Origin of the sequence: Rhodobacter sp. SY28-1 (assembly GCF_005222785.1) — a bacterium.
Classification (GTDB): Bacteria; Pseudomonadota; Alphaproteobacteria; order Rhodobacterales; family Rhodobacteraceae; genus Tabrizicola.
The window spans coordinates 775,817-794,964 of record NZ_STGH01000003.1; the positions used below are offsets into that span (position 1 = coordinate 775,817).

At 64.8% G+C, this 19,148-nt stretch carries 23 protein-coding genes; 12 read left to right on the forward strand and 11 right to left on the reverse strand.

The genetic code is table 11. The features are described from left to right. The first annotated feature begins 16 nt into the window (after nucleotides 1-16). The 4 genes from E8M84_RS17960 (at nucleotide 17) to E8M84_RS17975 (ending at nucleotide 4,089) form a co-directional block, all read left to right on the forward strand. Nucleotides 17-1,015, forward strand: coding sequence for an alcohol dehydrogenase catalytic domain-containing protein (locus E8M84_RS17960; protein ID WP_137112559.1), 999 nt, complete (start codon nucleotides 17-19; stop codon nucleotides 1,013-1,015). Nucleotides 1,016-1,070: 55 nt separating this feature from the next. Then, entirely contained in the window at nucleotides 1,071-1,964 is an 894-nt protein-coding gene (locus E8M84_RS17965; RefSeq protein WP_137112560.1) for a DMT family transporter, read from the forward strand. Nucleotides 1,965-2,057: 93 nt separating this feature from the next. Then, nucleotides 2,058-3,128 (forward strand): hypothetical protein, encoded by a 1,071-nt coding sequence (locus E8M84_RS17970; protein WP_137112561.1) that lies wholly within the window; start codon nucleotides 2,058-2,060, stop codon nucleotides 3,126-3,128. A 103-nt stretch (nucleotides 3,129-3,231) separates the two neighbouring features. After that, nucleotides 3,232-4,089, forward strand: a complete 858-nt coding sequence (locus E8M84_RS17975) for an ATPase (protein ID WP_137112562.1) — start codon at nucleotides 3,232-3,234, stop codon at nucleotides 4,087-4,089. Here E8M84_RS17975 and E8M84_RS17980 read toward each other — a convergent pair. After that, nucleotides 4,086-4,676 carry a hypothetical protein gene (locus E8M84_RS17980; protein ID WP_137112563.1) on the reverse strand — a complete coding sequence of 197 codons (591 nt, stop codon included), beginning with the start codon at nucleotides 4,674-4,676 and terminating at the stop codon, nucleotides 4,086-4,088. The genes E8M84_RS17975 and E8M84_RS17980 overlap by 4 nt on opposite strands. 121 nt (nucleotides 4,677-4,797) lie before the next feature. Here E8M84_RS17980 and metA point away from each other — a divergent pair, with 121 nt between their 5' ends. The 7 genes from metA (at nucleotide 4,798) to E8M84_RS18015 (ending at nucleotide 10,158) form a co-directional block, all read left to right on the forward strand. Further along, complete coding sequence (gene metA / locus E8M84_RS17985) at nucleotides 4,798-5,715, forward strand: homoserine O-succinyltransferase (protein ID WP_137112564.1); 918 nt, start codon at nucleotides 4,798-4,800, stop codon at nucleotides 5,713-5,715. Next, nucleotides 5,705-6,625 (forward strand): alpha/beta fold hydrolase, encoded by a 921-nt coding sequence (locus E8M84_RS17990; RefSeq protein ID WP_170971985.1) that lies wholly within the window; start codon nucleotides 5,705-5,707, stop codon nucleotides 6,623-6,625. The genes metA and E8M84_RS17990 overlap by 11 nt, the downstream gene beginning before the upstream one ends. Before the next feature lie 72 nt (nucleotides 6,626-6,697). Next, the gene (locus tag E8M84_RS17995) at nucleotides 6,698-7,297 is read left to right on the forward strand and encodes a TetR/AcrR family transcriptional regulator (RefSeq protein ID WP_137112566.1); all 600 of its coding nucleotides are present in this window, start codon (nucleotides 6,698-6,700) and stop codon (nucleotides 7,295-7,297) included. A gap of 22 nt (nucleotides 7,298-7,319) precedes the next feature. Continuing rightward, on the forward strand, nucleotides 7,320-7,778 hold the full coding sequence (locus E8M84_RS18000; protein WP_137112567.1) for a cupin domain-containing protein: 459 nt from the start codon (nucleotides 7,320-7,322) through the stop codon (nucleotides 7,776-7,778). A 60-nt stretch (nucleotides 7,779-7,838) separates the two neighbouring features. After that, nucleotides 7,839-8,708, forward strand: coding sequence for a polyphosphate kinase 2 (ppk2, locus tag E8M84_RS18005; RefSeq protein WP_137112568.1), 870 nt, complete (start codon nucleotides 7,839-7,841; stop codon nucleotides 8,706-8,708). After that, complete coding sequence (locus E8M84_RS18010; protein ID WP_137112569.1) at nucleotides 8,705-9,316, forward strand: TetR/AcrR family transcriptional regulator; 612 nt, start codon at nucleotides 8,705-8,707, stop codon at nucleotides 9,314-9,316. Before ppk2 ends, E8M84_RS18010 begins: the two co-directional genes overlap by 4 nt. Nucleotides 9,317-9,585: 269 nt before the next feature. Continuing rightward, nucleotides 9,586-10,158: an SH3 domain-containing protein gene (locus tag E8M84_RS18015; protein ID WP_137112570.1), complete on the forward strand. Its 573-nt coding sequence runs from the start codon at nucleotides 9,586-9,588 to the stop codon at nucleotides 10,156-10,158. 79 nt (nucleotides 10,159-10,237) lie between these two features. Here E8M84_RS18015 and E8M84_RS18020 read toward each other — a convergent pair whose 3' ends face one another. The 5 genes from E8M84_RS18020 to E8M84_RS18040 form a co-directional block, all read right to left on the reverse strand. Beyond that, nucleotides 10,238-11,311, reverse strand: a complete 1,074-nt coding sequence (locus E8M84_RS18020) for an ABC transporter ATP-binding protein (protein ID WP_170971986.1) — start codon at nucleotides 11,309-11,311, stop codon at nucleotides 10,238-10,240. A gap of 23 nt (nucleotides 11,312-11,334) precedes the next feature. Further along, entirely contained in the window at nucleotides 11,335-12,141 is an 807-nt protein-coding gene (locus tag E8M84_RS18025) for an ABC transporter permease (RefSeq protein ID WP_137112572.1), read from the reverse strand. Continuing rightward, the gene (locus E8M84_RS18030) at nucleotides 12,138-13,001 is read right to left on the reverse strand and encodes an ABC transporter permease (protein ID WP_137112573.1); all 864 of its coding nucleotides are present in this window, start codon (nucleotides 12,999-13,001) and stop codon (nucleotides 12,138-12,140) included. The genes E8M84_RS18025 and E8M84_RS18030 overlap by 4 nt, the downstream gene beginning before the upstream one ends. Before the next feature lie 154 nt (nucleotides 13,002-13,155). Beyond that, entirely contained in the window at nucleotides 13,156-13,416 is a 261-nt protein-coding gene (locus E8M84_RS18035) for a hypothetical protein (RefSeq protein WP_137112574.1), read from the reverse strand. A 120-nt stretch (nucleotides 13,417-13,536) separates the two neighbouring features. Beyond that, the gene (locus E8M84_RS18040; protein ID WP_137112575.1) at nucleotides 13,537-14,940 is read right to left on the reverse strand and encodes a PLP-dependent aminotransferase family protein; all 1,404 of its coding nucleotides are present in this window, start codon (nucleotides 14,938-14,940) and stop codon (nucleotides 13,537-13,539) included. Between the two features lie 91 nt (nucleotides 14,941-15,031). Here E8M84_RS18040 and E8M84_RS18045 point away from each other — a divergent pair, with 91 nt between their 5' ends. After that, nucleotides 15,032-15,232, forward strand: a complete 201-nt coding sequence (locus tag E8M84_RS18045) for a DUF1127 domain-containing protein (protein WP_137112576.1) — start codon at nucleotides 15,032-15,034, stop codon at nucleotides 15,230-15,232. 50 nt (nucleotides 15,233-15,282) lie between these two features. Here the strand turns inward: E8M84_RS18045 and E8M84_RS18050 are convergent, their stop codons facing one another. The 5 genes from E8M84_RS18050 to rplM form a co-directional block, all read right to left on the reverse strand. Continuing rightward, nucleotides 15,283-15,924, reverse strand: a complete 642-nt coding sequence (locus E8M84_RS18050; protein ID WP_205914635.1) for a CatB-related O-acetyltransferase — start codon at nucleotides 15,922-15,924, stop codon at nucleotides 15,283-15,285. A gap of 128 nt (nucleotides 15,925-16,052) precedes the next feature. After that, complete coding sequence (locus E8M84_RS18055; protein WP_137112577.1) at nucleotides 16,053-17,267, reverse strand: acyltransferase family protein; 1,215 nt, start codon at nucleotides 17,265-17,267, stop codon at nucleotides 16,053-16,055. Between the two features lie 68 nt (nucleotides 17,268-17,335). After that, entirely contained in the window at nucleotides 17,336-18,001 is a 666-nt protein-coding gene (locus E8M84_RS18060; RefSeq protein ID WP_137112578.1) for an acyltransferase, read from the reverse strand. Between the two features lie 80 nt (nucleotides 18,002-18,081). Beyond that, nucleotides 18,082-18,564 (reverse strand): 30S ribosomal protein S9, encoded by a 483-nt coding sequence (rpsI, locus tag E8M84_RS18065; RefSeq protein WP_137112579.1) that lies wholly within the window; start codon nucleotides 18,562-18,564, stop codon nucleotides 18,082-18,084. Between the two features lie 2 nt (nucleotides 18,565-18,566). Further along, a complete protein-coding gene (gene rplM, locus E8M84_RS18070; RefSeq protein WP_137112580.1) occupies nucleotides 18,567-19,031 on the reverse strand; it encodes a 50S ribosomal protein L13 in 465 nt (154 codons plus the stop codon). Between the last annotated feature and the right edge of the window lie 117 nt (nucleotides 19,032-19,148).

Consider the following 19,148-nt stretch of genomic DNA (forward strand, 5'->3'; position numbering starts at 1 on the left):
ACGGGAGGATGGGCGCATGCGGGCAGTTCAGTTGCGAGGAGTCGGCGACATCGCCGCGGTCGAGGTCCCGGACCCAGAGCCAAAGGCGGGAGAGGTTCTGGTGCGCGTTCTGGCAGCAGGGATCTGCGGGACCGACCGGCACCTGCTTAAGGGCGAGTTCCCCTGTGCGCCTCCCGTGACCCTGGGGCATGAATTCTGCGGCGAGGTGATCGCGGTCGGCGAGGGCGTCACGATGCCGATAGGCACGCGCATCGCTTGCGACCCGAACATCGCCTGCGGCACCTGCGACGCGTGCCTGCGCGGGAGGGTGAACCTCTGCGCGCGGAACGTCGCCATCGGCATCCATCGCAACGGCGGCTTTTCCGAGTTTGCCACCCTGCCCGCCCATCGCGCCTTGCCGGTCGGCGATCTTGACCCCGAGACGGCGGCCTTTGCCGAGCCCCTGGCCTGCACGCTGCACGGGCTGGACATCGGCGCGCCGGTTCCGGGGGAAAAGGTGGTGGTGCTGGGCGGCGGGGTCATCGGGCTTTTGGCGGTTCAACTGGCGCGGAACGCGGGGGCCGAGGTGGTGCTGGTCACCCGTCACCCGGACAAACGGCAGTTGGCCGAGAGACTGGGGGCCAGGGCAACCGCAGCGACGCTGGAAAATGCTCTGGCGATCCTGCCGGGTGGGGCCGATCTGGTTCTGGAATGTGCCGGGGTGGCGGAGACGGTGGAAATGGCGCCCCGGGTGACACGCGCCGGAGGGCGGATCGTGGTTCTGGGTGTGCTGCCAAAGGGGGAAAGGGTGAGGATCGAGCCGTTCGACCTTTTGTTCCGCGAGATCAATGTTTTGCACAGCTTTCTGAACCCGTTCACCCAGTCGCGTGCCATCGACATGCTGCGGCTTGGGCAGGTCGAGGTCGGGCCGCTGATCTCACTCCGGGTGGGCCTGGGGGATGCGGCGCGCGCCATCGCGGAGCCAGCCCGCCAGGGCGAAGTGAAGGTTCTGGTGCTTCCCGGTCAGGGAGACTGACGCAGCGCGCGGGGCTGGACTGGACATTTCCGGGCCGCGGGGCGACCTTGCGCCCATGACCGTCCCGAACCGCCCGCTTGCCGCCGCCGCCTGGATGACCGGGGCCATTGCCGCCTTTACCGCCATGGCGATTGCGACGCGGCAGATCAAAGGCGTGCACGACACGTTCGAGATCCTCGCCTTCCGGTCGATGATCGGCTGGGTGATCGTGCTGGCCTGTGGCCTGGCGCTGCGTCAGTTGGGCCGGGTGCGCACCGACAGGCTGGGTAGCCATGTGCTGCGCAACCTCTTCCACTTCTCGGGCCAGTCGCTGTGGTTCTACGCGGTGACCGTGATCCCGCTGGCCCAGGTCTTCGCGCTGGAATTCACCTCGCCGATCTGGGTGATCCTCTTGTCGCCGGTGTTCCTGGGCGAGCGGCTGACCCGACGCAAGCTGGCGGCGGCGGCGCTGGGGTTTGCCGGGGTGCTGATTGTCGCCCGACCGGGCTTTGGCACCGTCGAGCCCGGCGTCATCGCCGCGGCGGGGGCGGCGGTGTTCTTTGCGGCCACCGCCCTGATGACCAAGGCGCTGACGCGGGGTGAGGCGATCATCTCGATCCTGTTCTGGCTGACGCTCATGCAGGCCATCCTCGGCACTGTGGCGATGGTCTTGCATGGCCCGGTCATCTTGCCCACGTCCGCCACCGTTCCCTGGCTGGTGCTGATCGCCATTGCCGGGATCACCGCGCATCTGTGCCTGACCACCGCCCTGAGCCTGGCCCCGGCCAGCGTCGTGGTTCCGGTGGACTTTGCCCGCCTGCCAATCATCGCGGTTGTCGGGGCAGCCTTCTACAATGAACCCCTTGAGCTGGCATTGTTTGCTGGCGCGGGGCTAATCTTCCTGGGCATCTGGCTGACTCTGGGGGGTGGGGCGTCCCGGCCACAGGGCGCAGAGGTCACAAAACCGTGACGTGGCGTCATTGATTGACCCAAAATGTCGCAGGGCTTAGCCTTTTCTACAGGGGGAATTCCCGGGTGGGGGTTCAAGTTGAGGGATACCAGGATGAAACGAATTCTCATGGCGTCAGTCGCCGTGGTCACAGGTGCAACGGGGGCCCTGGCAGGCGGCGTTGAACGGTCAACGCAGTCGGTCGCTATCCTGTTCGAACAGGGCCGCTATGCCGAACTGAGTTTTGGACGCTTTGATCCGAGCGTCACGGGCGGTGTCGGACCGGGGGGGATCATTTCCTCGGGCGACATGGCGGGGGGCTACAACTCCTGGAGCCTTGGCTACAAGATGGACATCGGCGATCGCATGGCCTTTGCGATGATCCTGGATCAGCCGATCGGCGCGGATGTGAACTATCCGGCCAGCGCGGCGCCCTATCCGCTCGCCGGATCGACCGCAAAGCTGACCTCCAGCGCGCTGACTGCGCTTCTGAGCTACCAGTTTGACAACAATGTCTCGGTTTATGGCGGCCTTCGCTATGAAACCGTGCATGGCGAAGTCGCGCTGCCCTTCCTTGGGTACACCCTGGACACCAACCACGACTCCGAACTGGGCTATGTTGTGGGTGTTGCTTGGGAAAAGCCTGAAATCGCCGCCCGGGTTGCGCTGACGTACAACTCTGCGATCAATCATTCGCTGCAATCGGTCGAAGGTGGGGTGACTACGGCGGGCTTCGACACCGAGGTGCCGCAGTCTGTCAACCTGGAGTTCCAGACCGGGATCGCCAAGGACACCCTTCTGTTCGGCTCGATCCGTTGGGTTGACTGGACGGCCTTCATTATCGACCCGCCGGCCTATCCGGCGCCGCTTGGCAACCTTGTCGACTACGCAAGCGACCGCGTGACCTACAACCTTGGCGTCGGTCGCCGGTTCAATGAGAACTGGTCGGCAGCGGTGACAGTTGGTTACGAACGGCCGGATGGGGCGACGACTGGAAACCTAGGCCCGACCGACGGAATGAGAAGCATCGGCCTGGCCGCGACCTATACGATGGACAACATGAAGATCACTGGCGGCGTCCGCTATGTCGATCTTGGCGATGCGACCACCAATCCGCCGGTCAGTGGCGTGTTCACCGACAACAGCGGGGTCGGCGTCGGCATCAAGATCGGCTATTCCTTCTGAACCGATCGTCTTCCACAAACACACCCCGCCCCTTCGCCCGGGCGGGGTTTTTCGTTGTGAAGGCTCCGTCCCGGCGCTAACAGGGGCGCGATGAGGTGACGCGATGATCTATCCTTCTGGCCGCGACTATCTGGCCGCCCCGCGCAAGCGTGTCATGCTGTTCGGCATGTCCGGTCTGGGAAAGACGTATCTTTCCAACCTCTTGCGCGCCCGGGGCGACTGGTTCCACTACTCGGTCGATTACCGGATCGGCACCCGCTACATGGGTGAATACATCGCCGACAACTTCAAGCGCGAGGCGATGAAGGTCCCGCTTCTGCGTGAGCTTCTGATGACCGATTCTGTCTATATCGCGTCGAACATCACGTTCGACAACCTTGCGCCGCTGTCGACCTATCTGGGCAAGCCCGGCGATCCGGCCAAGGGGGGCGTGCCCTTTGCCGAATACATGAAGCGGCAAGAGCAGCATCGGGTCGCGGAAGTGGCTGCGACGCTGGATACGGCACGGTTCATGGAACGCGCAGAGGAGATATACGGCTATCCGAACTTTGTCGGCGATACTTCGGGGTCGATCTGCGAAGTGGTCGAGGCCGAGGATCCGCAAGATCCGGTGATGCGGCAACTGGCAGACACGCTGCTTCTGGTCTGGATCAAGGGCTCGGACGCCCACACGGCGGAACTCGTGCGCCGCTTTGATCGTGCGCCGAAGCCGATGTACTACCAGCCGCATTTCCTTCATGCGGCCTGGGAGGAATACCGCGCAACCCATTATGTTTCCGAAGAAACCTGCGATCCCGACCATTTTGTCCGCTGGACTTACGCCCGCGCCCTGGCCCATCGCCAGCCCCGCTACGCCGCCATGGCCCGCTGGGGCGTGACGGTCACGGCCGAGGAGGTGGCAGAGGTCAGCACGGCGGCGGATTTCGATACGCTTCTGGCCCGCGCCATCGACCGGGCCTAAAGCCCGCAGGCGGCCCGAGCGGCGCTGATGGCCTCCTGGGCACCGGCCATGCCGAACTGCCCAAGCGACCAGCCCGCGCCATTCCGCAGCTCAACCCGCCTTGCCAGGGCAATAAGGCCCGGCAGCGGCGAACCCGGGTCTAGCCGCGAGGTGTAGCCCCCGGCCGAGACGTCGAACCACAGGCCCAGCACCTGCCCGTCGATGTCCACCGAAATGACGGCGGCGGGGCCTTCGACCTGCCCGGTCAGGAGCAGGTTCTGCGTGCCGCTGGCGTCGCAGGTGTAGTAGAGGAAGTTGTCGGTTTCGGCCGCATACTGGCCGGCGAAGAAGCCCTGCCCGTCCTGGGTCGCCCCGCTGCCCCAGGGCGGACCGGCAGGGACCACAGGCGGAGCAACCGGCTGCGGTGCTGGGGTGGCGACCGGGTCGTTGCATCTTGCGGCCACGCATTGCTGGTATTCCGCACTCTCCGCCCCCGGACTGTCGGCCAGGCAACGCCAGACGCAGCGCTGGACCTCCATCGCGTCGTCATCCTGCGCCAGGGCGACCCCAGGGCACAGCAGCAGCATCAAGACCAGGACCCGACCCATGCGCACCTCATACTTTCCCTTGATCCTGCAAGAGCCGTGCAGGCCTGGCAAGCCACCCGGCCTTGCTGAGACCGCGAATTTCCCCTAGCTCTGTCGGCTCAGTCGCCCAAGGACCTCGACCATGCCAATCACGCTTCCCGAAACCCTGCCCGCCTATGACGTGCTGCGGTCCGAGGGCGTCATGGTCATGTCCCCCGACCGCGCCGCGCACCAGGATATCCGGCCCTTGCGGATCGGGCTGTTGAACCTGATGCCGAAGAAGATCCAGACGGAAAACCAGTTCGCCCGGCTGATCGGCGCCACGCCGCTGCAGATCGACCTGCACCTGATCCGCATGTCGGAACACACGACGAAGAACACCGCCGCCGAGCATATGGCCACCTTCTACCGCCCCTTTCAGGCGGTGAAGGGCGAGAAGTTCGACGGTCTCATTATCACCGGCGCGCCAATCGAGCATCTGCCGTTCGAAGAAGTCACCTATTGGGATGAGTTGTGCGAGGTCATGGACTGGACCCAGACCAACGTGCAGTCGACCTTCGGCGTCTGCTGGGGCGGCATGGCGATGATCAACCATTTCCACGGCGTGCAGAAGCACATGTTGGACCACAAGGCCTTCGGCTGCTTCCGCCACCAGAACCTGGCCCCGACCTCGCCCTACTTGCGGGGGTTCTCGGATGATTTCGTCATCCCGGTCAGCCGCTGGACCGAGATGAAACAGGCCGAGATCGACGCGGCCCCTGGGCTGAAAACCCTGCTCGGGTCGGACGAGGTCGGCCCCTGCCTGGTCGAGGATGCAGCGCACCGGGCGCTTTATATCTTCAACCACTTCGAATACGACAGCGATACGCTGAAGCAGGAATACGACCGCGACGTGGCCAATGGCACGCCGATCAACGTGCCCCTGAACTACTACCCGGATGACAACCCCGCGCGGCCGCCGCTGAACCGGTGGAGAAGCCACGCCCACCTGCTATATGGCAACTGGATCAACGAGATCTATCAGTCCACGCCTTATGACATTTCGCAGATTGGCAACTAGCCTCCTCATCGCTGCGCTTGGCCTTGCCGGTGTCACCCACTGGCGGGCCTCGGCGCGAGAGGCTGCGGCGGAGGCGGCCTTCCCGCCGACAGGGCAGTTCGTGACGGTTGACGGTCTGCAGTTGCACTACGAAGTGGCCGGAACTGGTCCCGACCTTGTCATGATCCACGGCGCAAGTGGTTCGCTGCGCGATCTAACCTTCTCGTTGCGCGACCAGTTGACCGACCGCTACCGGGTCATCGTTGTCGACCGGCCCGGGCTTGGCCATTCCGACCCTCTGCCAGAGACGAGCCTTCTGTCGCAGGCCCGGCATATCAAGGCCGGGCTTGCACAGCTTGGGGTCGCCGAGCCGGTGGTCCTGGGGCAAAGCTATGGCGGAGCAGTTGCGCTTGCCTGGGCCCTGGATGGCGGACCCCGCGCGCTGGTGCTTGTCGGCTCGCCCTCGATGCCGTGGCCTGGAACGCTGGACATCTGGTATCGCGCGACCTCGACGCGCCTTGGCCGCGCAGTGGCCGTCCCCCTTGCCTCGGCCTTTGTGCCCGCTGCCTATGTCAGACAGGCCACCGCCTCGGTCTTCGCGCCCGATCCCGTTCCCGAAGGCTATGACGACTGGCTGGGTGCAGCGCTTACCCTGCGCCGCGAGACGCTGGCCACGAACACGGCGCAGGTCAATGCACTTCGGGCCGAACTGGTGACAATGGAGCCGCGCTACCCCACGCTAACCCTGCCGATCGAGCTGGTTCATGGCACCGCCGACACTATTGTGCCGATCGACATCCACTCGCGCCCGCTTCTGCGGCTTCTGCCGAATGCCAGTCTCACGACGCTCGTCGGCGCGGGACACATGCCGCATCATTCCCATTCCGACCATGTGATCCAGGCCATCGACCGCGCCAACGAAAATTCGTGACACTGTAAGTTACACCAATTGACAGCCCTGCAATTTGATGTCACATACAGTGCCATCAAATGTGAGGCGACGATGTCTGATTCCCCCCGGCCCTACAAATCCGCTGTCCGCGAAGAGCAGGCGAAGGCGACCCGTGACCGGATCCTCGCCGCGGCGGTCGAACTGATGCAGACCGAGGAAGATGCCTCGATGGATGCCATCGCCAAGGCGGCGGGGGTCGAACGTCGCACCGTCTTTCGCCATTTCGAAACACGCGAGGCGCTCTTGGGGGCTGCCTTCCAGTGGCTGAACGACCGGCTGGGTGTCATCGTGGCACCGGGTGACCCTGCCGCGCTGGTCAAGGCGATCCGCGACGGTTTCGCCCGGATGGACAGCCTTGAGGGCGCGGTTCGGGCCGGTCTTCATTCCCGCGCGGGCCGCGACATGCGGCTTGCAAACCTTCCCCGGCGTCAGGCGGCCTTTGCGGCCAGCCTCGCGCCGATTACGGCCAGCCTTCCCGCCGCCGACAAGGCGCGGATCGAGGCGCTGGCCCATCTGCTTTACAGCGCCGCCGCCTGGGAGGTGCTGAAGGACTACGGGGGACTGACCGGCGCGGAAGCCGGCCAGACCGCCGCATGGGCGCTGGAACGGCTTCTGTCCGCTGCCGCCAGCACCCCCGCCGACGCGGACTGATCCACATCCGAAGGACCAAATCATGACGATCACCATTACCCCGCGCGAGCGGATTGAGACCCATTGGGTGGTCACCGACCACCTGCGTTTTCTGGGCCAGTTGCCCGGGACCGCGAACCACCTGATCGAAGTCGAGGCGCCTCCCGGCTCGGGCACCCCGCCCCACACCCATGCCTCGCCCGAGCTATTCGTGGTGGTCGAGGGCACGCTTACCGTCCGCAGCTTCGGGCCAGAGGGCGTGACGACCATCCGGCTGGCCCCCGGCGAAAGCGCCGCCGTCAGCAGCATGGAGCCGCACAACTACGCCAATGAAGGCGACAGGCCGGTGCGGTTTCTCGTGATGCTGGACGACAGCATGATCGCCTTCTTCCGTGACATCGGCCGCGATACCCCGCTGGCCCCCGGCGAAATGCCCGATTTCCCCGCCATCGCGGCTGCCATGGCCCGGCATGGGATCGGCATGGTCACGCCTCCCGGCTGATCGTGCCCGCTTCCTTCTGCCCGGCGTTCCCTCTACTCTGCCGGGCAGGAGGACCGATCCATGACCCAACTTCCCTTCGACGGCGCGATCAGCCGCTATTTCCGTGAAGGTGCGCCGAAAGAGGTGCGCAAGGCGATCGAGAAGGCGGGCAAGGACGAGATCATGACTACCTCCTACCCCTACCGGGAGGAGATGAAGGGCAAGGAGTATGACGCCCGGATGGAGGGGTTGCAGATCGAGCTTGCGAAGATGCAAGCCGGGATCAAGGCCACAGGGCAGCGGCTGATCGTTGTCTTCGAGGGCCGCGATGCGGCGGGCAAGGGCGGGACGATCAAGGCGGTGACCGAGAACATGAACCCCCGCCAGGCCTATGTCGTGGCCCTGCCCAAGCCGACCGAGCGGGAAAGCCAGCAGTGGTATTTCCAGCGCTATGTCGACTGGTTTCCGGCCAAGGGCGAGGTCGCGCTTTACGACCGCAGCTGGTACAACCGCGCGATGATCGAGCATGTGTTCGGCTTCTGCAAGCCGGAGCAGCGCGAGAAGTTCTTCCGCCAGCTGCCCGAGTTCGAGCAGATGATCGTCGACGAAGGGATCATCTTCCGGAAGATATGGCTGGAAGTTGGGCGGGCGGAGCAGCTGAAGCGTTTCCTTGACCGCGAGGGCGACCTTCTGAAGCAGTGGAAACTGAGCCAGATCGACGTGGATGGGCTGGCGAAGTGGGATGACTACTGCGCGGCCATCGACGAGACGATGGAGCGGACCCATTTCAAGCAGGCGCCCTGGACGGTGATCCTGTCCGACGACAAGAAACGCGCGCGGATTGCGGCGATTCAGACGATCCTTGGGTCAGTCGACTATGCCGGGAAGGATGCGGCGGCGATTGGCAAGGTCGATGGCAAGATCTGCGGCGGGCCGAAGCTTCGGGCATGAAGCGGGGATACCACCACGGCAACCTGCGGCAGGCGCTCGTCGAGGCGGCGCTGGAGCTGATCGCCGAGAAGGGGCCGCAGGGCTTCACCCTGTCCGAGGCGGCGAAGGCGGCGGATGTGACGCCGGCGGCGGTCTACCGGCATTTCGCTGGGCGGGATGACCTGTTGGCGGAGGTCGCGCGGCAGGGGTTTGATATCTTCGCTGCGCTCTTGGAGTATGCCTACGATGAAGGGCGGCCGTCCCCGCTTGCGGCCTTCGAGGCGACGGGGCGGGCTTATCTGGCCTTTGCCCGGAAGTATCCCGGCCATTACCAGGCGATGTTCGAAAGCGGGCTGCAGCCGGGGAAGCACCCGGACCTGGCGCAGGTATCGGGAAAGGCGCGGGCGACGATGGACCGGGCGGCGGAGGGGCTGGTGCGGGGGTTGCCAGAGGGAAGGCGACCGCCGGCGAGCATGGTGTCGGCCCATGTCTGGGCAGTCAGCCACGGGGTGGTGGAACTGTTCCTGCGGGGGAACGGGGGGCCGCAACCCTGGCCGCCGGAGGACCTGCTGGAAACCGGGATCGGGATCTATCTGCGCGGGCTGGGGTTGTTGTCACCGGACAGGTGAGAAAGCGTCCACGGTGAACAAACACAAGACGTATTGTGAAATCAGTGGCTTCGCCGCGGACGTTAAGAATTTCGCAACCTTCTGGAAAGCGGGTTTACCCCTCACCCTGACTATCTCCCCCGAGGGGAGAGGGAACGTCTGGGGCGAGCGTTGCGCTTTGTCTGACAAGTGCTGTGGGTCAGGGAGTCCTCAGGTGACAACACGGATGCCAGCAGCCAGAGTACCCCCATCCTGTGGGTGTGATCCCGCTGCAGCAAGGGAAAGACCTCATGTACCTGCGTCTTATCGGCCTGCCGCTGGTCCTTGCTGCCACGACAGGCGTCGCGCTGGCCTGTGGCGGCGCGCCGATCTGCACGGTCAAGGACCCAACCGGCACACCCTTGAACATCCGGCTGTCGCCCAACGGCCCGGTTGTCGGCACGGCGAAGAACGGGACGGAACTGCTGTTTGTCGAACACCGTGAGGTCGACGGCAAGCTCTGGGCGCTTGTCGAGCGGTTCGAGACGGGCGAGCTTGAGGCCGATTTCCAGGGCGCCTGGGTCTTCGGGAATTATCTGGACTGCACGGTCGCGACCGAAGGCCTGCCAGAGGAGCCGTATACGACGGAAGCCGAACCGATCCCCTGCACGGTCGCCGATCCGACCGATACGCCGTTGAATGCCCGCGCCGCACCCGGCGGCGAGATATTTGCCACGCTGCGCGACGGAACCGTCGTGCGGGCCAGCGCACGTCGGATGCACGAAGGCAAGCCCTGGCTCTATGTCGAGAAATGGTCCGGCGACAATGCCGTGGGCTGGGTCTTCGACGCCTACATGGCCGGCGCCGAGGACGAGAGCCACTAGACCGCTCGTCGGGGACTGCGTCCCTTCTCGCTGCGTTGCGCGACGACGAGGAGACGCAGTCGAACGAGGAGTGTTCGCCTTACCGGAACAGGACCAGGGCCGAGGGGCTCCAGGCGACGCGGACCTTGGTGCCGACGTCGAGGACCGGGCGGCCCGGGACGTTGCGCATCGACAGGCGCACTTCAACGTCGGTGCCGCCGAGATAGACGTCGTAATAGGTCATGTCGCCGAAGTAGATCACTTCGTCGATCACGCCGTCCGTCTCGCGCTCGGGTGCTTTCTGGTCATCGTAGAGGAGCGTCAGCGTTTCCGGGCGAAGGCCCACGACGGGACTTTCGCCGGTTTTTTCGGGCGCTTGCGCGATGTCGAGCGCTACGTGTCCGAGGCCCTTGGCGTTCACTTCCACCTTGTCGCCCGCTTCAGTCAGGATCTCGGCCGGGATGAAGTTCATCGTGCCGATGAAGTCTGCCACCTTGCGGGTTGCTGGGCGACGGTAGAGCGTCTCGGGGTCGGCCAACTGGGCGATCTCGCCCTCGAACATGACGGCGATGCGGTCGGACATGACCAGCGCCTCTTCCTGGTCATGGGTGACGAGGATGAAGGTGATGCCCACCTGGCGCTGGAGCTTTATGAGTTCAACCTGCATGTGTTCGCGCATCTTCTTGTCGAGCGCGGAGAGGGGTTCGTCGAGGAGGAGGACCTTCGGCTTCAGGATCAGCGCACGGGCAAGGGCAACCCTTTGCCGCTGGCCACCGGACAGCGCATGGGCGGCACGCTTGCCGTAGCCCTTGAGGCCGACCATCTCCAGCGCTTCGGCGACGGCCTTTGCCTTTTCTTCCTTCGAACGCGGGTCCTTGCGAAGGCCGAAGCCTACGTTTTCCTCGACGCTCATGTGCGGGAAGATCGCGTAAGACTGGAACACCATGTTCGTCGGACGGACGTTGGCGGCAACATTCGCCATGTCCTTGCCGTCGATCATGATCACGCCCGAGGAGATGTCCTCGAACCCCGCGATGGTGCGCAGAAGCGTGGTCTTGCCGCATCCGGACGGGCCGAGGAGCGAGAAGAACTCACCGGCCTTGATCGTGCCGTTGATCCCACGCAGGGCGTGGTAGTCGCCGTAGTATTTGTGGACGTCCTTGAACTCGATCATGGTCGGGCGGTCATCGGAAAAGGTCACAGGAAGCCTCCGGAATCTTTGCCACCCGCCTTGGCGATGCCACGGCGGCGCATGTACTCGGCAAAGCCAAGCAGGATGATCGAGAAACAGACAAGCACGGTTCCCAGCGCCAGCATCGAGGGCACTTTGGCGGGAAAGCGGAACTGGCCGAAGATGTAGACCGACAGGATCGGTTGGCCCGAGCCGAGGAAGTTCGCGATGATGAATTCGTCGAACGAGATGGTGAAGCAGATCAGGAAGCTCGCCATGATCCCGGGCATCACCAAGGGCAGGACGATCAGGCGGAAGGTTGACCAGGGGGTTTCGCCGAGGTCCAGCGCCGCCTCTTCCAGCGAGCGGTCGAGCGACTGGAAGGCCGAGGTCAGGATCGCCACGGCGAAGGGGGTGCAGATCAGCACCTGCCCGACGATCACGGTGAAGAGCGACAGCGGGATGCCCATCGACAGCAGGACGACGAGGAGCGCCATGGCCACGATCATCTCGGGCAGGACGAGGGGCAGCATGATGAGGCCCATCAGCGGCGCCTTGCCCGGGAAGCGGTAGCGGACGCTGGCACGGGCGGCGAAGATGCCGAGGACGGTGGAGAGCGTCGCGACCGAGAGCGCGATGACCAGGCTGTTCTTGGCGGCGATGCGCAGGTTCTGGTCGGCGAACATCTCGGCGAACCAGGCGGTGGTGAAGCCCTGCAGCGGGAAGGCCACAACCCTGCCGTCGTTGAAGGCGAAGATCGGGAGCAGCAGGATCGGGCTGTAGAGGAACAGAAGGTAGAAGAGCGTGAAGGCACGCAGGTACGGGGCTTTCATTTCGACCCCCCGATGTAGCGGCGGTTCCACAGGACGAAGACGACCGAGACGATGCCGACCATCAGCATCGAGACCACAGCGAAGGCTGACCCTTGCGGGAAGTTCTGCAGCTTCAGGAGCTGGGTTTCGATCAGGTTGGCAATCATCGGTTCCTTGCCGTCGCCGACAAGTTCGGGGGTCACATAGTCACCCACGGTCGGGATGAAGACGATCAGCGCGGCGGCGATCACGCCTGGCATCGACAGCGGCAGCGTGACGCGCAGGAAGGTGACCCAGCGGCTTTCGCCGAGGTCCTGCCCGGCCTCGAGGAGCGAGCGGTCGACCTTTTCCAGGCTCACGAAGATCGGCAGGACCGCGAAGGGTGCGTAGGCGTGGGCGAGCACGATGATGATCGACAGGATCGAGTAGCTGGCGATGTTCAGGGGCGGCAGGCCGATGGAGGCGAGCGCGGAATCGACGATGCCGCCGTAGCCCAGGATCACGAACCAGAGGCTGACGCGGATGATGTAGCTGGTCCAGAACGGGATGGTGATCAGGAACAGCCAGAGGCTTTTCCGTTCCGGCTTGACATGGAAGCTGACGAAGTAGGCCACCGGATAGGCCAGCAGCACAGTGATCGCGGTCACGGTCAGAGCAACCAGCAGCGACTTGAGGAGGATGTAGCCGTAAACCGACTTGGAGGCGAGCTCGGTGTAGTTCTCGATGGTGAGGGGGAGCGACACGTTGCCCCTGCCCCCGGTCATCACCGAGTAGATGAGCACGGTTGCCAGCGGCACCGCGAGCAGGAGAATCACATAGATCGCTGTCGGTGAGATCAGCTTGAGGCCGGCCCTGGCCTCGGAACCTGGCGTTGCAGCCATATTTCCCCCTGTTCGACCACGCTTCGGCGGCCTTGTGATTTGATCAAACCTAGTCCGGACGATCTCGTCAAGGCAAGAGGGTCATCAAACGGCGCTGGAATCAACCTTGGAGGCGGATCGGCCCGGGAATAAGGCATCCCGGGCCGATGCGGTGTCAGGTGGCGACGCGCTCGATGGCGATCGCCCGTTTCTTCAGCTCGTCGTAAAGCGTCGGCACCACGCGGATCGAGCCGACTGCGACGCGGAGCGCTTCGGCGATGCGCGCCTCGGACGGGTCGGTGGTGGCAACCCGCCAGAGCATCCGGCGCGCAACGCCGTCATCGTAGACGATTTCCGTGCTGCCGTGCCGGTTCTTGCGCCAACCAAGAAAATCCGCGCCGCCGTGCGGCGCGTGGAAGGTATGTTGAAGTCCCATTTTTCGGGCTCTCTTTTTGACTGCTCGTGCCGCGAAGGTGCGGCAAGGGGTGTCCCTGGGTCAACTCCCGCGCCGGGCAAATCCGCGTGAGCGAGTCTGATTTGCAACAGGTCAGGAATTTCAGACCAGAAGGTCGGAGGGCGGCCGGGCAAGGAGTTCGGCCAGGGTGCGCATCGCGGTTTCAAAGGCGTCTCGCGGCAGGCTGGCGGCGATGGCAATGCGGACGGCGTTCGGGGCGCGGCCGTGAACTAGGGCGTATTCGTCGGCGGAGCGGACGAGGACGCCGCGGGTTTCGGCGGTGCGCAGGAAGGTCGAGGCACGCCAACCCTGCGGCAGGCGGAGCCAGACGAAGGGTACACCGGGCTGCCAACCAAGATCGAAGGCGCCGAGGTGATTCACCAGGATCTGCTGGCGCGCGGCAAACTCGGCCTGAACCCGTTCGCGGATGCGGGCGGCATCGCCGGACTGGAACAGGCGCAGCATCATTTCGGCCACCGGGCGCGACAGAGCGAAGAAGCCGTGTTGCGCGGTCAGCCGCCCCGCCTCGCCCATGCCCGCGGGACAGATCACATAGCCAAACCGCAGCGCCGCCGAGAGGGTCTTGGACACCGAGCCGACCAGCCAGACCCGCTCGGGCGCCAGCGCGCGCAAGGAGGGAATGTCGGAGACGGCGACGGAATAGCAGTCATCTTCGAGAATCTGCAGGTCGTAGGCGCGGGCGATCTCGGCGATTTCCTGACGGCGCTTGACCGGCATCCGGCCAGTGGTGGGGTTCTGCGCTTCGGTCGTCAGGCACAGCACCTGCGCGCCGTGGCGACGGCAGGCGGCCTCGAGCGCGGCTGGCACGATGCCGTGTTCGTCGATCTCGACCGGCACGACTTCGGCACGGGCGGCACGGGCGGCATAGCGGAAGCCGGGATAGGCGAGGTCCTCGATCAGGACGACGGGGCGTTCGCCGCGCAGGCAGCAGTCGAAGATCAGGTGGATCGCGTTCTGCCCGCCATGGGTCAGCGCCACATCATCCGGCCCGACCGGGCCAAGGATGCGGTCGCCCATCCAGCCGACGACCTCACGGCGGAGCGCGAGCTCTCCGCTCTGGCTGGTGTAGTCGAGCCAGCCCTGCCCCGTGCCTTCGGCCATTTCCAGCAGCGCCTGCCGGAAGGCCTGGGACTGGCCCATGTCGGGCACTTGCGGCGCGCGCAGGTCGACAAGGCCGGTCGCCCCGCCAGTGATGCGTTCGGTATAAAGCGGCTGGGTCGGCCCGAGACGCGGCGATTGTGCCGCTACAAAGGTGCCCCGCCCGACCGTCGCTGCAAGCAGACCTTCCTGCGTGGCCAGCTGATAGGCCCGCGCCACCGTTCCGGGCGTCAACTGCAGGCGCCAGGCCAGATCGCGGACCGTGGGAAGCTGCGAATTGGCTGGAAGGTCACCAGAGCGGATGGCGTCACGCAGGGCGCGCGACAGAGCCAGATACTTCGGCCCGGGGAATTGAGTCAGATCAGGCGCCCAACTTGTATCAGTCACAATAATCCTCTGGCGACTCATTCGGGAACTTCGCTACATTGTTCCTACCGAAACACAGGCATTGTATCAATACAAATCGCAGGAGGCACAAATGCCCCAGACCCAGATTGCCCTTCCCCTTCGTCGCCGCGGCAATGTTCTTGCCCGACTGCTGGACGTTGTCCGCACCGCGGCCCTGCGGCGGCGCGAGCGCCTTCAGCTGGCCGCGCTGGACCCGCATCTGTTGCGCGACATCGGCCTGGATTCGCAGACGGCCGAAAGCGAATGCGCCAAGCCGTTCTGGAAATCCTGAGACCCTCATTCCCCGAGCGACTCTTCGCTCTTACCCCTGACTGGGCCGGGTCAAACCGGCCCCTCTTTTTTTGCCGGATCGCGGGAAACGATCTCTTCCAGCCGGTCGAGAATGTGATGGTCCGGGGGCACCGACAGCAGCGGCGCAAGCTCGCGGATCGTGCCGACGGAGCAGTCCCACCAGCGCAGCGCATGCAGGCGGCGGGCGATGTCTTCGGGAAAGCGGGGCTTGATGAGGCGGGCCGGATTTCCGCCCCAGATCTCGTAAGGACCGACCGACTTCCCGACCGTGGAGTTGGCGGCGATCACCGCCCCGTCCCCGATGGTCACGCCGGACATGACGGTGACGTTCATCCCGATCCAGACGTCATTGCCGATGACCACGTCGCCGTTGGTGTGCGGGTGTCCGACGATCTCCCGTCCTCCGAAGGCGCCGACGAAGACATGGCCGAAGGGATAGGTGGTGCCCCAGTCGACGCGGTGATTGCCGCCAAGGTAGACAACCATCCGGCCCGAAACCGAGCAGAAGGACCCTATGGTCAGGCTGGCCCCTTCGCGCCACTGCATGATGGCAAGCTTTTTCGTGCCATAGGTGTAGCGCCCGATCTGAACCCGGGAGTTGCCGACGTTGTAGCGGGTGACGCCGTCGCTGGATACCTCTGCCGGGCTGGCGTGATCGTCTTCGCTGTCCATGATCCTGTCCGGCTGATGCGCTTTGGCGGCACCGTGGGGTCGCGGACCGGCCATTGCAAGTCCGGCGCGCGGGTCCAAGCGCCTCGGACACTGCCAGTGTTGCATCCGGGCCTGCGCTTCCGGCGAAGTCAGGGCCTTATCGCCTGCAATGCCGCCGCGGCAATGTCGGCGCGACGGGCCATCTCGGCCACCCCGAGGGCGCTGAAGTGGTCTCCGTCCTTCCAGAGAAGCCCGTCGCATCCGCCAAGATCGCGCGGGAATTCCAGCCGGAACAGGGCATTCTGCGACAGGTAGGGCACTGGGCTTGCCGTGGCGAGGTGGGCATCGAGGCGCTGGTAGTTCGCCTCGGTTCCCGCGCGTATGGCGAGCCCTGCCCTGCATCCACGGGTCACCAGCCATTCAAGCTGGACCTGGGGTTCGATGCGGGGGCCGACCCAGACCAGAGGGACCTTGCGCGCGAGGTCCGAAAGCGCGCGGCTTGCATGGGCAATCTTGTCAAGCGCGAGTGGATAGTCAGGCACACGGGCATCGAGCGGCATTCGTTCGATTACCGTCTGCACGCCGGGGAGGCCATCCTCGCCCGTCATGAGATAGGCACCCGACATCTCGAACAGGACGATGGCGAATGCCTGCGGGTTGGCGGTCACGAAGGCTTCGAAGCTGGCGTAGGGGCATTCGCGGTCGGTCGTGCCCGGGCGGCAGGAGGGCTTGGTAAAGCCAATCACGAAGGGGCGGTCGGGGTTGGCGGCGACGATGCCGAAAAGGTCGATGGCGTGGCTGTCGCCGAGGATCGCAACGCCCGGTCCGTGCCGGTCGTGACAGGCGCGGATGCGGTCGGCGACGGTCGCGTCGGCGACCTCGATATTGAACCGGCAGGCGCCGTCGTCCTGGACCGGCATGACCGTTTGGGCGGTCTCGACCACCTGCAGGATTGCGGCGCGGTCAGGCCAGGCGCGGAGCCAGAGATCGCGGAAGCCGTCGGTCGACTTGCACGCTGCACCGATGGCAAACAGCAGGCAGCCGACCAGCCCGGCGCACAGGAAGAGCGAGCGGCGGCGCGGCAGCACGGGGTTGGTCCTGCGGCGGAAAGGTTGCTCGACGAAGGCCCAGGTGGCCCAGGCGAGGGCAAAGGTCATGAGGATCAGCCCGGCCATGACCGGCGCGGGAGGCTCGGCGACAAAGGCGTGGCGCGCGAAGGCAAAAAGCGGCTGGTGCCAGAGATAGGCGGAATAGCTGACCAGCCCGATGCCCACGAAGACAGGCAGCGCCAGGATCCGCGCCGTGCGGGTTTCCGGCTGGGCAAACAGCAGGATCAGGACCGTCCCGGTGACGGGGATCAGCATCCAGCCCCCGGGCGCTGGGGTTGCGGGGTCCCAAAGCACAATGGCGCCGACTACCGCGGCAGTTCCGGTCAGGGCCAGGACGTCGTTGCCCCGCACCGACCCGAGCGAAAGACCAGCGCGGCAATGGCGCCTGCCAGAAGCTCCCACACGCGGGAGCCGGTGAAGAAGAAGTTGCGGGCCGGATTCTCGACCGCGCCCCAGAGGCTGATCCCGAAGGACAGCAGCGCCAGCAGAGCGAGCGCGGCAAGGATCACGCGCCTGCCCTTGCGCCACAAGAGGGCGAGAAGCGGCGGGAAGAGAAGGTAGTACTGCTCTTCGACCGCCAGGCTCCAGGTGTGCAGGAGCGGCTGCAGTTCCGCATCGGGCGAGAAATAGCCGACCTGGCTGAGAAAGAAGAAGCTGGACAGGAAGACGACCACGGCAGCAAGGCTGGCCGAGAAGTCCTCGATCTGGGAGGGCAGGAGCAGAAGAAAAGCCGCAGGAAGGGTGGCGACCAGCACGACGGTGAGCGCGGGCAGGATGCGGCGCGCCCGGCGTTCGTAGAAGGCGGAGAGGCTGTAGCGGCCCGACGACAGGTCTTCTGCCAGAAGCGAGGTGATCAGGAAGCCGGAGATGACAAAGAAGATGTCGACGCCGACAAAACCACCGGAAAGCCAGGGGACATGGGCATGGAACAGGATGACCGGCACCACAGCCAGCGCCCGACGGCCGTCGATTTCACGCCGGTACTGCACAGCCCTGCCCCATCATGGCCGGAAAATGAAAAACGCGGCACTGGTGTACCGCGTTTTCCGAAACTGTCGAGAAGGGCTGATCAGCGCTTCGAGAACTGGAACGAGCGGCGGGCCTTCGGCTTGCCGTACTTCTTCCGTTCGACGACGCGGCTGTCGCGGGTCAGGAAGCCTGCGGCTTTCAGAGCACCGCGCAGGGCGGGTTCGTACAACTGCAGCGCCTTCGAGATGCCGTGCTTCACAGCGCCAGCCTGGCCCGAAAGCCCGCCACCGGCGACGGTCGCGTAGACGTCGAACTGGCCTTCCACGTTGGCGACGGTGAACGGCTGCTTCAGGATCATCTGCAGCACGGGGCGGGCGAAGTAGACCGCCATTTCCTTGCCGTTGACCACGACCTTGCCGGAACCCGGCTTGACCCAGACACGGGCGACCGCGTCCTTGCGCTTGCCGGTCGCGTAGGAACGGCCCAGCTTGTCACGGACCGGAACGCGGGGGGCAGCTTCCACGGCGGTGGGAGCAGAGCCGACGGCCGACTTCAGGTCATCGAGAGATTTGATATCGGCCATGATCACGCGCTCCGGGTGTTCTTCGGGTTCAGGACCTTGACGTCCAGAACGGTGGGCTGCTGTGCTTCATGCGGATGGGCGGCCCCGGCATAGACGCGCAGGTTCGTCATCTGCTGACGGCCCAGACGGTTGCGGGTGATCATGCGTTCGACGGCCTTTTCCACCACACGCTCGGGGTGGGCGCCTTCCAGCACCTGACGCGCGGTCCGCTGCTTGATGCCGCCCGGGTGGCCGGTGTGCCAGTAGTAGACCTTGTCGTCGCGCTTCTTGCCGGTCATCTGCACCTTGTCGGCGTTGATGACGATGACGTTGTCACCCATGTCCATATGGGGGGTGAAGGTCGGCTTGTTCTTGCCGCGCAGGATGTTGGCGACGATCGTGGCGAGGCGGCCCAGAACGACGCCCTCGGCGTCGATCAGGATCCACTTCTTCTCGATGTCCGCCGGAGTAGCGGTGAAGGTTTTCATCGTGTGTCCCAATGAAGAAGGGGGCACAAGCGCCCCCGGAATCTCGGATGCGGGCTTATCGCCGAAGGCTTGTGCAGCGTCAAGCAGGGAAACCAAGATTTAATCATTCAAAAACAT